General features: G+C 55.1%; 8 protein-coding genes, 2 tRNA genes and 3 rRNA genes. 6 read left to right on the forward strand and 7 right to left on the reverse strand.

What is annotated here, in order from left to right:
- Nucleotides 1-13: 13 nt before the first annotated feature.
- The 6 genes from proS to metN all read right to left on the reverse strand — a co-directional run bounded on the left by proS (nucleotide 14) and on the right by metN (nucleotide 5,633).
- Nucleotides 14-1,732, reverse strand: coding sequence for a proline--tRNA ligase (gene proS, locus ACK3SD_RS03725; protein WP_481126810.1), 1,719 nt, complete (start codon nucleotides 1,730-1,732; stop codon nucleotides 14-16).
- A 120-nt stretch (nucleotides 1,733-1,852) separates the two neighbouring features.
- The gene (gene tsaA / locus ACK3SD_RS03730) at nucleotides 1,853-2,560 is read right to left on the reverse strand and encodes a tRNA (N6-threonylcarbamoyladenosine(37)-N6)-methyltransferase TrmO (protein ID WP_137762322.1); all 708 of its coding nucleotides are present in this window, start codon (nucleotides 2,558-2,560) and stop codon (nucleotides 1,853-1,855) included.
- Complete coding sequence (gene rcsF / locus ACK3SD_RS03735) at nucleotides 2,557-2,964, reverse strand: Rcs stress response system protein RcsF (protein ID WP_481126811.1); 408 nt, start codon at nucleotides 2,962-2,964, stop codon at nucleotides 2,557-2,559. Before rcsF ends, tsaA begins: the two co-directional genes overlap by 4 nt.
- Before the next feature lie 113 nt (nucleotides 2,965-3,077).
- Nucleotides 3,078-3,893, reverse strand: a complete 816-nt coding sequence (locus ACK3SD_RS03740) for a MetQ/NlpA family lipoprotein (protein ID WP_137762324.1) — start codon at nucleotides 3,891-3,893, stop codon at nucleotides 3,078-3,080.
- Between the two features lie 62 nt (nucleotides 3,894-3,955).
- The gene (locus ACK3SD_RS03745; protein WP_137762325.1) at nucleotides 3,956-4,609 is read right to left on the reverse strand and encodes a methionine ABC transporter permease MetI; all 654 of its coding nucleotides are present in this window, start codon (nucleotides 4,607-4,609) and stop codon (nucleotides 3,956-3,958) included.
- Nucleotides 4,602-5,633, reverse strand: a complete 1,032-nt coding sequence (gene metN, locus ACK3SD_RS03750; RefSeq protein WP_481126812.1) for a methionine ABC transporter ATP-binding protein MetN — start codon at nucleotides 5,631-5,633, stop codon at nucleotides 4,602-4,604. The genes ACK3SD_RS03745 and metN overlap by 8 nt, the downstream gene beginning before the upstream one ends.
- Before the next feature lie 190 nt (nucleotides 5,634-5,823).
- On the opposite strand from metN, the gene gmhB reads away from it, so the two are divergent.
- From gmhB to ACK3SD_RS03780, 6 genes are all read left to right on the forward strand, one after another.
- On the forward strand, nucleotides 5,824-6,390 hold the full coding sequence (gene gmhB / locus ACK3SD_RS03755; protein ID WP_137762327.1) for a D-glycero-beta-D-manno-heptose 1,7-bisphosphate 7-phosphatase: 567 nt from the start codon (nucleotides 5,824-5,826) through the stop codon (nucleotides 6,388-6,390).
- A 386-nt stretch (nucleotides 6,391-6,776) separates the two neighbouring features.
- Nucleotides 6,777-8,317 (forward strand): 16S ribosomal RNA (locus tag ACK3SD_RS03760).
- 81 nt (nucleotides 8,318-8,398) lie between these two features.
- A tRNA-Glu gene (locus ACK3SD_RS03765) sits at nucleotides 8,399-8,474 on the forward strand.
- 211 nt (nucleotides 8,475-8,685) lie between these two features.
- Nucleotides 8,686-11,594, forward strand: a 23S ribosomal RNA gene (locus ACK3SD_RS03770).
- 87 nt (nucleotides 11,595-11,681) lie between these two features.
- Nucleotides 11,682-11,797, forward strand: a 5S ribosomal RNA gene (rrf, locus tag ACK3SD_RS03775).
- Together the 16S, 23S and 5S rRNA genes with 2 tRNA genes alongside form the textbook arrangement of a ribosomal RNA operon.
- A gap of 81 nt (nucleotides 11,798-11,878) precedes the next feature.
- A tRNA-Asp gene (locus tag ACK3SD_RS03780) sits at nucleotides 11,879-11,955 on the forward strand.
- A gap of 142 nt (nucleotides 11,956-12,097) precedes the next feature.
- On the opposite strand, the gene ACK3SD_RS03785 is transcribed toward ACK3SD_RS03780, so the two are convergent.
- The gene (locus tag ACK3SD_RS03785) at nucleotides 12,098-13,252 is read right to left on the reverse strand and encodes an oligogalacturonate lyase family protein (protein WP_481126813.1); all 1,155 of its coding nucleotides are present in this window, start codon (nucleotides 13,250-13,252) and stop codon (nucleotides 12,098-12,100) included.
- Between the last annotated feature and the right edge of the window lie 36 nt (nucleotides 13,253-13,288).

The raw sequence follows: 13,288 nt of genomic DNA on the forward strand, positions 1-13,288 counted from the left end.
GGCCAAAGCTGGCTTAGCGTGGGATCTGGCTGAGCAGGAACGCCACCATGTCGGCGGTTTTCAGCATCTGTTTCTCACCGGAGCGGCGGTTTTTGTACTCCACCTCTTCGCTGTCCAGGTTGCGATCGCCAATCACGATGGTGTGCGGCACGCCAATCAGCTCCATGTCCGCAAACATCACGCCCGGACGCTCTTTACGGTCGTCCAGCAGCACGTCCACGCCCTGCGCGCGCAGGGTGTGGTACAGCTCTTCCGCCACCTCTTTCACGCGGAAAGATTTGTGCATGTTCATCGGCAGAATAGCGACCTGGAACGGCGCGATGGCGTCCGGCCAGATGATGCCGCGCTCATCGTGGTTCTGCTCAATCGCCGCGGCGACCACGCGGGTCACGCCGATGCCGTAGCAGCCCATGGTCATGACCTGATTGCGACCATCTTCACCCTGTACGGTAGCGTTCATCGCCTCGGAGTACTTGGTGCCGAGCTGGAAGATGTGGCCCACTTCAATGCCACGCTTGATCAGCAGGGTACCCTGGCCGTCCGGGCTGATGTCACCCTCTTTGACGTTACGGATGTCTGCCACTTGCGGCAGCGCCACGTCACGCTCCCAGTTGATGCCGAACAGGTGCTTGCCGTCACGGTTGGCACCGGCGCTGAAGTCGCTCATCACCGCCACTGCGCGGTCAGCCACGACCGGCACCGGCAGGTTAACCGGGCCAAGGGAGCCAGGACCAGCGCCGACCAGTTCACGGATCTCCGCTTCGGTAGCGAAGGTCAGCGGCACGGCAACCAACGCCACTTTCTCCGCCTTCACTTCGTTCAGCTCGTGGTCACCACGTACCAGCAGGGCCACCAGCTTGTGTCCGCTCTCTTCGCGGGCGTGCACCAGCAGGGTCTTGATGGTCTTTTCAATCGGCTGCTCGAACTGCTCAACCAGCTCCGCGATGGTTTTGGCGTTCGGCGTATCCACTTCACGCAGCGCTTCAGACGGCGCATCACGCTCGGCTTTCGGCGCGACCGCTTCCGCCAGCTCAATGTTGGCCGCGTAGTCAGAACCGGTGGCGAAGACGATGTCATCTTCACCGCTGGAGGCCAGCACCTGGAACTCGTGGGAGGCGCTGCCGCCGATGGAGCCGGTATCCGCCTGTACCGCACGGAAGTCGAGGCCCATGCGGGTGAAGATTTTGCTGTACGCGGCATACATCGCGTCGTAGGTCTCTTGCAGGGAGTCCTGAGTGGTGTGGAAGGAGTAGGCGTCCTTCATCAGGAACTCGCGCGAGCGCATCACGCCAAAGCGCGGGCGCACTTCATCACGGAATTTGGTCTGGATCTGGAAGAAGTTCAGCGGCAGCTGCTTGTAAGAGCTGATCTCGTTACGGATCAGATCCGTAATCACTTCCTCATGCGTCGGGCCAAGCACGAACGGGCGATCGCCGCGATCGACAAGGCGCAGCAGCTCTGGGCCATACTGCTCCCAGCGGCCGCTCTCCTGCCACAGATCGGCTGGCTGCACCACCGGCATCGAGACTTCAATCGCGTTGGCGTTGTTCATCTCTTCGCGCACGATGTTTTCAACTTTTTTCAGGACGCGCAGGCCAGTCGGCAACCAGGTATACAACCCAGAAGCGAGTTTACGAATCATCCCGGCGCGCAGCATCAGCTGGTGGCTGATCACCTCTGCGTCGGCGGGGGTCTCCTTTAGGGTGGAGAGCAGGTATTGAGTTGTACGCATGATGTAGTGGTTCCAAGTAGAACAGCTAATTGCATCAGACTGCCGCAGTGGCAGCCAAAATATGAAAAGTCACTTAGTTTACCAGCGGCGATGGGCCGCCAAAAGAGAAGGGCGAGAAAATTACACCCGTGTAAGGGAGAGCACTTCCGTTTCCCCCTCGCGTACCCGCCAGCGTACGTTGAATGCCAGCAGGTGAACCGCATACTCGCGCTCTTCACTGTCACCCTTGCGGTAGGCCGGGCGTGGGTCTTGCGCCAACACCTGGCTGATGAAGCGGCGCAACTGCGGGTAATCGCGGTTTTCCGCTAGCAGCTGGCGCTCTGCCTCGTCAGAGAAGCGCACCGGCATGTCTGCGGGCGGCGCATCCTGCGCGAAGCCAGCGCGCGCCTGCGGGTGGCTCTCGGCAAACGGCAGGTAGGGCTTGATGTCAACGACCGGCGTGCCATCCACCAGATCCAGACTGCCCAGCTCCAGAATCACCTCGCTGCCCTGTTGGCGGATGCCCTTCAGCGCAATCAATGACATGCCGAGCGGGTTGGGGCGGAAAGTGGAGCGGGTGGCGAACACCCCCATCCGCGCATTGCCGCCGAGCCGCGGCGGACGAACCGTTGGCCGCCAGCCGCCCTCCATAGTCTGGTGGAAGATGAACATCACCCAGACATGGCTGAACGCCTCAAGGCCGCGCACGGCTTCCGGCTGGTTGTAGGGCGGGAGCAGCACCAGCTCGCCGTTGCCATCTTCCACCAGTCCCGGCTGGCGCGGCACGGCAAACTTCTCTTTATAGGGGGAGCGGATGACGCCAATTTGCTGGAAGCTAAAGTCGGTCATTTAAAGGTGACGTCCAGTGCAGAGCCCTGGCAGACCGCCTGCTGGTAGCAGCCCGCCACATTACTGACCACCTCACACTTGTGCAGCAGCACGGCATTGGCCTTCAGGCCCGCGGCGCGCACCTGCATCTTTTTGCGGGCAGCAGCCAGGCTTGGCGCGGCATCCTGGGCGGTGGCCTGACAGGATTCGCCGGTGACGGTGCCCAGATCGCGGAACGGATGGGCAACCAGCTCTTCTGCGCTGCTATAGAGTTTGGCCGGTGCGACAACATGCGGGGCCGCCGGCTTCGGCTTGGCCGGTTTCGGGTCAGAGAAAATAGGCTTGTTGGTGGAGGAGGGCTGGGTTTGGGTAGCCGAGCATCCTGCGAGCAGTAACGCCAACAAGCAGAGAGGTAAAGCACGCATGGGAGTTCCTCTGCTAAAAAAAGTGGCGTTATTGAAACAATCTGACGTGCAAATAACAAGACGGGCCGTAGCCCGTCTCAGAGATATATTGTTAAAAATCGAAAATTGCCGGATTACCAGCCTTTCACCGCGCCACCGTTGAAGATCTTGTTGGCTGCCTGATCGACGTCGTCAGACTGGTAGGCCTGAACGAATTTCTTCACGTTCTCAGCATCCTTGTTGTCTTCACGAGATACCAGCATGTTGACGTACGGGGAGTCTTTGTCTTCCACGAAGATGCCATCTTTCGCCGGCGTCAGACCAATCTGGCTGGCGTAGGTGGTGTTGATGATGGCCAGTGCGATCTGCTGGTCATCCAAAGAGCGCGGCAGTTGCGGCGCTTCCAGCTCAACCAGCTTCAGGTTTTTCGGGTTGTCCACCACGTCCAGCACGGTCGGCAGCAGGCCCACACCCTCTTTCAGCTTGATCAGGCCCTGTTTCTGCAACAGCAGCAGAGAGCGGCCCAGGTTGGTTGGGTCGTTTGGCAGAGCGATCTGCGAACCATCTTGCAGCTCAGACAGGGATTTGATCTTCTTAGAGTAGCCCGCAATCGGGTAGACAAAGGTGTTGCCAACCGAAACCAGTTTGTAGCCGCGCTCTTTGATCTGCTGATCCAGGTAAGGCTTGTGCTGGAAGGCGTTCAGATCGATGTCGCCCTTGCTCAAAGCTTCGTTTGGCAGCACGTAGTCGTTGAAGGTCACCAGCTCAACGTCCAGGCCATACTTCTCTTTCGCCACTTTGGCCGCCACTTCAGCCACTTGCTGTTCCGCGCCGACAATCACGCCCACTTTGATGTGGTTCGGATCTTTCTCTTCCTGACCGCAACCCGCCAGCGCCAGAGAACCCAGAAGCGCACCCACTACTGCGAGAGATTTGAATTTAAACGCCATACCCTTTTCCTCTATAGACGGATATTAATTATGCGCCCCGCGAGGCGCTATTATGAAGACCGTTATTTATGTGTGACTGCCTTGACGATGCGGTCACCGGCGAACTGGATCAGATAGACCAGTACCACCAACAGAATCAGCACCGTGTTCATGACGGTAGCATCATAGCCGATATAGCCATACTGGTATCCAATCTGGCCAAGACCACCGGCACCGACCGCACCGCCCATCGCCGAGTAGCCCACCAGGGTAATCAGCGTAATGGTGGCGGCGTTCACCAGACCCGGCAGCGCTTCCGGCAACAGGATCTTCTTGATGATCTGCAGCGGGGTGGCGCCCATGGCGCGCGACGCTTCAATCAGACCGGTAGGGATCTCCAGCAGCGCGTTCTCCACCATACGGGCGATGAAGGGCGCGGCACCCACGGTCAGCGGCACAATCGCCGCTTGCAGGCCAATGGAGGTGCCGACGATGATGCGCGTGAACGGGATCATCCACACCAGCAGGATAATAAAGGGAATCGAACGGAAAATGTTAACCAGCGCCGACAGCAGGCGATAGAGCTTGGCATTCTCGCTGATCTGCCCAGGACGGCTGATATAGAGCAGCACACCCACCGGCAGGCCAATCACAAAGCCAAAGAAGCCGGAGACGAAGGTCATCATCATTGTCTCCCAGACGCCACGGCCCAGCAGCCACATCATTGCCTCAGACATAACCCAGCACCTCTACTTTCACATGATGCTCCTTCAGGAACGTAATGGCCGCCGCAGTTGCTGCGCTGTCGCCATGCAGTTCGGTCAGCATGATGCCGAACTTCACGCCGCCAGCATAATCCATCTGGGCACTGATAATGTTGTTATTGATATTGAAACGGCGCACAGCCTCAGAGAGCAGCGGCGCATCCACGGATTGGCCGGTGAACTCCAGACGCAGCAGAGGCACGCGGCCCTCCGCTGGCTCCGTGACCATCCGCTCGGCATAGTCGTCCGGGATGTCGAGATGCAGCGTGGACTGGATGAAGGCTTGCGCCAGCGGGGTTTTTGGGTGGGAGAAGAGTTCGCTCACCTTATCCTGCTCAATCAGCTTGCCGCCGCTGATCACAGCCACCTGGTCACAGATGCGCTTCACCACATCCATCTCGTGGGTGATCAGCAGAATGGTCAGGCCCAGACGGCGGTTGATGTCTTTCAACAGCTCCAGAATGGCGCGGGTGGTGGCCGGATCCAGGGCGCTGGTGGCTTCGTCACACAGCAGCACCTTTGGGTTGCTGGCCAGCGCACGGGCAATCGCCACGCGCTGTTTCTGGCCGCCAGAGAGGTTGGCCGGGTAAGCGTCATGCTTGTCCGCCAGGCCAACCAGCTCCAGCAGTTCGCTGACGCGCCGCTTGATGTCCGCCGCTGGGGTGTTGTCCAGCTCCAGCGGCAGTGCCACGTTGCCAAACACGGTGCGCGAGGAGAGCAGGTTAAAGTGCTGGAAGATCATGCCGATCTGGCGGCGTGCGCGCACTAGCTGGCTGGCGGAAAGGGTGGTCAGATCCGTGCCGTCCACCAGAACTTGCCCGCTCGTGGGGCGCTCCAGCAGGTTTACACAACGGATAAGGGTGCTCTTACCGGCACCGGAGGCCCCGATAACCCCATAGATTTGTCCGGCAGGGACGTGCAGCGACACGTCAGAGAGCGCGTGAATGGCGCGCGAACCCTGCTGAAACACTTTAGTAATATTAGAAAGTCTGATCATGTTCTTCTTATATTGTCACGGTTGCCTGTGGCTTGATGAAACGTCACCCCTGACGGCAGGCGCCGGAGTATGGGGCGGATGGTAAGGTGTCTAGACGTCCAAGTCAACGCGATTGCCGTTGCTGCCCCTCTCACCCCCCCGGAAAAACGTGCGATACTGATCAGGTTTTTCAGCCATCAGGAGCAAAGACGTGGCAAACAAAGTTCCCGCAATTTTTCTCGACCGTGACGGTACATTAAATGTCGATCATGGTTACGTTCATGAGATCGATGATTTCCAATTTATTGATGGCGTCATTGAAGCCTGTCAGGCACTCAAAAAGATGGGCTATGCCCTCATCGTCGTCACCAACCAGTCTGGCATCGCGCGTGGCCTCTTTACTGAAGATCAGTTTATGACGCTGACAGAGTGGATGGACTGGTCGCTGGCTGACCGGGATGTCGATCTCGACGGTATCTACTTCTGCCCGCACCACCCGGAAGCGCAAGTAGAGGCTTACCGCCAAACCTGCGATTGCCGTAAACCGCAGCCGGGTATGCTGCTGGCCGCGCAACAGGAGCTAGAGATTGATATGGCCGCTTCTTATATGGTGGGCGACAAACTGGAAGACATGCAGGCGGGTCTGGCCGCTGGCGTCGGTACTAAAGTGCTGGTCAGAAGCGGCAAGCCGGTCACCGCAGAAGGGGAGAGCAGTGCGGATTGGGTACTGAATAGCCTTGCTGAGCTGCCAGAAGCCATCAAAAAGCGGAAAAACTAGACGCTTCGCTCAAAAAAGAGACGAACAAAATAAAAGTGATGATTTTCGCTTGTCATTCCGAACCGGCTCCCTATAATGCGCCTCCATCGACACGGCGCAAGTGATTCACTTCACAGAGCGACCGGAGCGAAAGAGAAAAAACTTCTGAAAAAAAGAAGTTGACTCTGAAAGAGGAACGCGTAATATACGCCACCTCGAGTTAACAAGCGAAAGCGCGTAACTCACTGCTCTTTAACAATTTATCAGACAATCTGTGTGGGCACTCACAAGACGATATCAAGCATCTTCGGATGCAGAAAATATTAAGTCTTGAAGAGTGACTAACTGAAGTGAAATTCAAACAGTAACCTTTGAGCATCGCTACCTTGTGTAGCACATCAAGCTTTTAATTGAAGAGTTTGATCATGGCTCAGATTGAACGCTGGCGGCAGGCCTAACACATGCAAGTCGAGCGGCAGCGGGAAGTAGCTTGCTACTTTGCCGGCGAGCGGCGGACGGGTGAGTAATGTCTGGGGATCTGCCTGATGGAGGGGGATAACTACTGGAAACGGTAGCTAATACCGCATAACGTCGCAAGACCAAAGCGGGGGACCTTCGGGCCTCGCGCCATCAGATGAACCCAGATGGGATTAGCTAGTAGGTGGGGTAATGGCTCACCTAGGCGACGATCCCTAGCTGGTCTGAGAGGATGACCAGCCACACTGGAACTGAGACACGGTCCAGACTCCTACGGGAGGCAGCAGTGGGGAATATTGCACAATGGGGGAAACCCTGATGCAGCCATGCCGCGTGTATGAAGAAGGCCTTCGGGTTGTAAAGTACTTTCAGCGAGGAGGAATGCGGTAAGGTTAATAACCTTATCGATTGACGTTACTCGCAGAAGAAGCACCGGCTAACTCCGTGCCAGCAGCCGCGGTAATACGGAGGGTGCAAGCGTTAATCGGAATTACTGGGCGTAAAGCGCACGCAGGCGGTTTGTTAAGTCAGATGTGAAATCCCCGAGCTTAACTTGGGAACTGCATTTGAAACTGGCAAGCTAGAGTCTCGTAGAGGGGGTAGAATTCCAGGTGTAGCGGTGAAATGCGTAGAGATCTGGAGGAATACCGGTGGCGAAGGCGGCCCCCTGGACGAAGACTGACGCTCAGGTGCGAAAGCGTGGGGAGCAAACAGGATTAGATACCCTGGTAGTCCACGCTGTAAACGATGTCGATTTGGAGGTTGTGCCCTTGAGGCGTGGCTTCCGGAGCTAACGCGTTAAATCGACCGCCTGGGGAGTACGGCCGCAAGGTTAAAACTCAAATGAATTGACGGGGGCCCGCACAAGCGGTGGAGCATGTGGTTTAATTCGATGCAACGCGAAGAACCTTACCTACTCTTGACATCCAGAGAACTTGGCAGAGATGCCTTGGTGCCTTCGGGAACTCTGAGACAGGTGCTGCATGGCTGTCGTCAGCTCGTGTTGTGAAATGTTGGGTTAAGTCCCGCAACGAGCGCAACCCTTATCCTTTGTTGCCAGCGATTCGGTCGGGAACTCAAAGGAGACTGCCGGTGATAAACCGGAGGAAGGTGGGGATGACGTCAAGTCATCATGGCCCTTACGAGTAGGGCTACACACGTGCTACAATGGCGCATACAAAGAGAAGCGAACTCGCGAGAGCAAGCGGACCTCATAAAGTGCGTCGTAGTCCGGATTGGAGTCTGCAACTCGACTCCATGAAGTCGGAATCGCTAGTAATCGTGGATCAGAATGCCACGGTGAATACGTTCCCGGGCCTTGTACACACCGCCCGTCACACCATGGGAGTGGGTTGCAAAAGAAGTAGGTAGCTTAACCTTCGGGAGGGCGCTTACCACTTTGTGATTCATGACTGGGGTGAAGTCGTAACAAGGTAACCGTAGGGGAACCTGCGGTTGGATCACCTCCTTACCTAGAGATATTTGACTGTGCAGTGCTCACACAGATTGTCTGATAGATGTACGAGCAAAGCGTCTGCGAAGCTGACCACGTGTCCCCTTCGTCTAGAGGCCTAGGACACCGCCCTTTCACGGCGGTAACAGGGGTTCGAATCCCCTAGGGGACGCCACTTGCTGATGATGGGTGAAAGACATTATCAACCGATATCTTAAAGCTGACTTACGAGTCAGGTTTACGATATTTGCTCTTTAACAATCTGGAACAAGCTGAAAATTGAAACCTTACAGCCCTGTCTCTCTCCGTAGAAGTCTTGAGAGATGGCGCATGTAAGAGAGTCTCTCAAATAATCACATCCTGATGGAAACATCTTCGGGTTGTGAGGTTAAGCGACTAAGCGTACACGGTGGATGCCTAGGCAGTCAGAGGCGATGAAGGGCGTGCTAATCTGCGATAAGCGTCGGTAAGCTGATATGAAGCGTTATACCCGACGATACCCGAATGGGGAAACCCAGTGTGATACGTCACACTATCTCTGCATGAATACATAGTGCAGTGAGGCGAACCGGGGGAACTGAAACATCTAAGTACCCCGAGGAAAAGAAATCAACCGAGATTCCCCCAGTAGCGGCGAGCGAACGGGGAACAGCCCAGAACCTGAATCAGTTTGTGTGTTAGTGGAAGCGTCTGGAAAGTCGCACAGTAAAGGGTGATAGTCCCGTACACAAAAATACACAGGCTGTGAGTTCGATGAGTAGGGCGGGACACGTGACATCCTGTCTGAATATGGGGGGACCATCCTCCAAGGCTAAATACTCCTGACTGACCGATAGTGAACCAGTACCGTGAGGGAAAGGCGAAAAGAACCCCGGCGAGGGGAGTGAAATAGAACCTGAAACCGTGTACGTACAAGCAGTGGGAGCCTTGATTTATCAGGGTGACTGCGTACCTTTTGTATAATGGGTCAGCGACTTATATTTTGTAGCAAGGTTAACCGAATAGGGGAGCCGTAGGGAAACCGAGTCTTAACTGGGCGTCTAGTTGCAAGGTATAGACCCGAAACCCGGTGATCTAGCCATGGGCAGGTTGAAGGTTGGGTAACACTAACTGGAGGACCGAACCGACTAATGTTGAAAAATTAGCGGATGACTTGTGGCTGGGGGTGAAAGGCCAATCAAACCGGGAGATAGCTGGTTCTCCCCGAAAGCTATTTAGGTAGCGCCTCGTGAATTTATCTTCGGGGGTAGAGCACTGTTTCGGCTAGGGGGCCACCCCGGCTTACCAACCCGATGCAAACTGCGAATACCGAAGAATATTATCACGGGAGACACACGGCGGGTGCTAACGTCCGTCGTGAAGAGGGAAACAACCCAGACCGCCAGCTAAGGTCCCAAAGTCATGGTTAAGTGGGAAACGATGTGGGAAGGCATAGACAGCCAGGATGTTGGCTTAGAAGCAGCCATCATTTAAAGAAAGCGTAATAGCTCACTGGTCGAGTCGGCCTGCGCGGAAGATGTAACGGGGCTAAACCATGCACCGAAGCTGCGGCAGCGACGCTTAGGCGTTGTTGGGTAGGGGAGCGTTCTGTAAGCCTGCGAAGGTGGACTGTGAGGTCTGCTGGAGGTATCAGAAGTGCGAATGCTGACATAAGTAACGATAAAGCGGGTGAAAAGCCCGCTCGCCGGAAGACCAAGGGTTCCTGTCCAACGTTAATCGGGGCAGGGTGAGTCGACCCCTAAGGCGAGGCTGAAAAGCGTAGTCGATGGGAAACAGGTTAATATTCCTGTACTTGGTGTTACTGCGAAGGGGGACGGAGAAGGCTAGGCTGGCCAGGCGACGGTTGTCCTGGTTTAAGCGTGTAGGGGGAGAAGGCAGGTAAATCCGCTTTCTTATTAACCCTGAGGCGCAATGACGAGCCACTACGGTGGTGAAGTAGCTGATGCCCTGCTTCCAGGAAAAGCCTCTAAGCTCCAGGTAACACGAAATCGTACCCCAAACCGACACAGGTGGTCAGGTAGAGAATACTCAGGCGCTTGAGAGAACTCGGGTGAAGGAACTAGGCAAAATGGTGCCGTAACTTCGGGAGAAGGCACGCTGGCACGTAGGTGAAGGGACTTGCTCCCGGAGCTGAAGCCAGTCGCAGATACCAGCTGGCTGCAACTGTTTAATAAAAACACAGCACTGTGCAAACACGAAAGTGGACGTATACGGTGTGACGCCTGCCCGGTGCCGGAAGGTTAATTGATGGGGTTAGCGGCAACGCGAAGCTCTTGATCGAAGCCCCGGTAAACGGCGGCCGTAACTATAACGGTCCTAAGGTAGCGAAATTCCTTGTCGGGTAAGTTCCGACCTGCACGAATGGCGTAATGATGGCCAGGCTGTCTCCACCCGAGACTCAGTGAAATTGAACTCGCTGTGAAGATGCAGTGTACCCGCGGCAAGACGGAAAGACCCCGTGAACCTTTACTATAGCTTGACACTGAACATTGAGCCTTGATGTGTAGGATAGGTGGGAGGCTTTGAAGTGTGGACGCCAGTCTGCATGGAGCCAACCTTGAAATACCACCCTTTAATGTTTGATGTTCTAACTCGGCCCCGTTATCCGGGGTGAGGACAGTGTCTGGTGGGTAGTTTGACTGGGGCGGTCTCCTCCTAAAGAGTAACGGAGGAGCACGAAGGTTAGCTAATCACGGTCGGACATCGTGAGGTTAGTGCAAAGGCATAAGCTAGCTTGACTGCGAGAGTGACGGCTCGAGCAGGTGCGAAAGCAGGTCTTAGTGATCCGGTGGTTCTGAATGGAAGGGCCATCGCTCAACGGATAAAAGGTACTCCGGGGATAACAGGCTGATACCGCCCAAGAGTTCATATCGACGGCGGTGTTTGGCACCTCGATGTCGGCTCATCACATCCTGGGGCTGAAGTAGGTCCCAAGGGTACGGCTGTTCGCCGTTTAAAGTGGTACGCGAGCTGGGTTTAGAACGTCGTGAGACAGTTCGGTCCCTATCTGCCGTGGGCGTTGGAAGATTGAGAGGGGTTGCTCCTAGTACGAGAGGACCGGAGTGAACGCACCACTGGTGTTCGGGTTGTCATGCCAATGGCACTGCCCGGTAGCTAAGTGCGGAAAAGATAAGCGCTGAAAGCATCTAAGCGCGAAACTTGCCTCAAGATGAGTCTTCCCTGGGGCCTTGAGCCCCTGAAGGGACGTTTAAGACGAAGACGTTGATAGGCCGGATGTGTAAGTGCAGCGATGCATTGAGCTAACCGGTACTAATGACCCGTGAGGCTTAACCTTACAACACCGAAGGTGTTTTTAGAGACACGATATTCAGCTTGGTTCAGATATCTGATGGCCCGGTGGGCGGTCAGAGCACAGAATTTGCCTGGCGGCACGAGCGCGGTGGTCCCACCTGACCCCATGCCGAACTCAGAAGTGAAACGCCGTAGCGCCGATGGTAGTGTGGGGTCTCCCCATGCGAGAGTAGGGAACTGCCAGGCATCCAATTTAGCGTCTGTCGACAGACAGACCAGTGACACCGGTTAACAGAATGACCTCTCTGTTAACGTAAAAGAATCGGTGGTGCGGTAGTTCAGTCGGTTAGAATACCGGCCTGTCACGCCGGGGGTCGCGGGTTCGAGTCCCGTCCGCACCGCCACTTATTGCATAGGCCCTGAGCATTAGCTCAGGGCTTTTTGCATTGTATTTCGCCACACTGCTTTTCTGATTATCACCTCTTTGAGCCTTGCGTCGCTGCTCTTATTGCGTCAATTCCTCCTCTTTTACTCTTAAACAGCCTGTTAGTTGGGTAACGTCGCAAGATAGATAGCGGGTTTACCCTCAAAATCTGAGCTGAATAAAATGTGCTTATCGTCTGGCGTGAATGAGGGGTGGGGGTGCGTGACCTGACGATCGCCATCCAACACTCGCCATGAACTATTGTGAGCTGCAATACGTTTATGCATTTTAGTGCGTACATCAAATAGATAGAGCCAGGGATCGTTATCAATGCTGTAACCCTTAGCATCTAGCACATCCACAGGCGTGCCTGCACCATCTCCTACTAATAGCGTTCCTGTTTCGTTACTCATCAAGTGTGAACATGCCGGCATAGTCATCACTATTTCGTTAGTATTCGTGTCAGGATCAAAGCGCCAAATCTGACGATCCGGTTGGTTCTTCAAGTAGGAGACATAGATCAGTGCCGATCCATCAGGTACCCAGAACTCATGGGTACAACTCTCCCCTTCAGCATGTTCTTTGACTTTGCGTACATGAGAGCCATCTTCATTTACCAGCCACATACGGGCGTCGACCAGATCGTGTGGGCCTTCATGGCAGAACGCCACTGTCTCATTATGATAAGGACGATAGATAGGGTGGCCCAGCCAGGCGTTGGCTTCGTGAATGACATTTGACTTGCCGCTATTCAGATCAATCCGCAGCAGCCGGCAGTGTGGCTGACGGGTAAAGAAGGTTTGGAAGACTTTCCAGTCTGTCAGCGGTACCCAATCCTTACGATCAATCTCAATTCCTACCAGGCTGGTACACTCGCTATTGGCAACCCACGTACCGTAGCCTACCCACTCTTCGGGTACTTCGTAGATGGTCTCTTCATGTTGAGTCGATAGGTCTACCCGCTGCAAACGGCGTTCATGTTTGACGTAATAGAGATAGCGATCGTTATGAGAAAGAAACCCGCCGAAGGTATTGTCGCCACTGCCCTCAGTAAGTTGCACGGCTTTCCGCTTCGCCAGATCCAGCAGGTAATAGTTGCGATTTCCTTCAAACTCACCGGCAAAAAGCAGCTTGTCACCTGCGCGGGTGAAACACTTTTGATAAAAGTAATTTCGGTGACACAGAACATCGGGTGGGGTCAGTCGGATGACCTCAACGCCTGTACCAGCGTCTCGGTAGGTATGATAATCCAGTGCAATAACAGAACCTTTAGCCACGTCATGTCTCCTTAGATAACAGGGTAGGGCGATTTC

The sequence above is a fragment of the Chimaeribacter sp. YP20170169 genome (assembly GCF_056739715.1).

Bases quoted from the DNA above. Each gene is read 5' to 3' on its own strand.
- proS (WP_481126810.1), bottom strand. From the start codon at position 1,732: ATGCGTACAACTCAATACCTGCTCTCCACCCTAAAGGAGACCCCCGCC.
- tsaA (WP_137762322.1), bottom strand. From the start codon at position 2,560: ATGACCGACTTTAGCTTCCAGCAAATTGGCGTCATCCGCTCCCCCTAT.
- rcsF (WP_481126811.1), bottom strand. From the start codon at position 2,964: ATGCGTGCTTTACCTCTCTGCTTGTTGGCGTTACTGCTCGCAGGATGC.
- ACK3SD_RS03740 (WP_137762324.1), bottom strand. From the start codon at position 3,893: ATGGCGTTTAAATTCAAATCTCTCGCAGTAGTGGGTGCGCTTCTGGGT.
- ACK3SD_RS03745 (WP_137762325.1), bottom strand. From the start codon at position 4,609: ATGTCTGAGGCAATGATGTGGCTGCTGGGCCGTGGCGTCTGGGAGACA.
- metN (WP_481126812.1), bottom strand. From the start codon at position 5,633: ATGATCAGACTTTCTAATATTACTAAAGTGTTTCAGCAGGGTTCGCGC.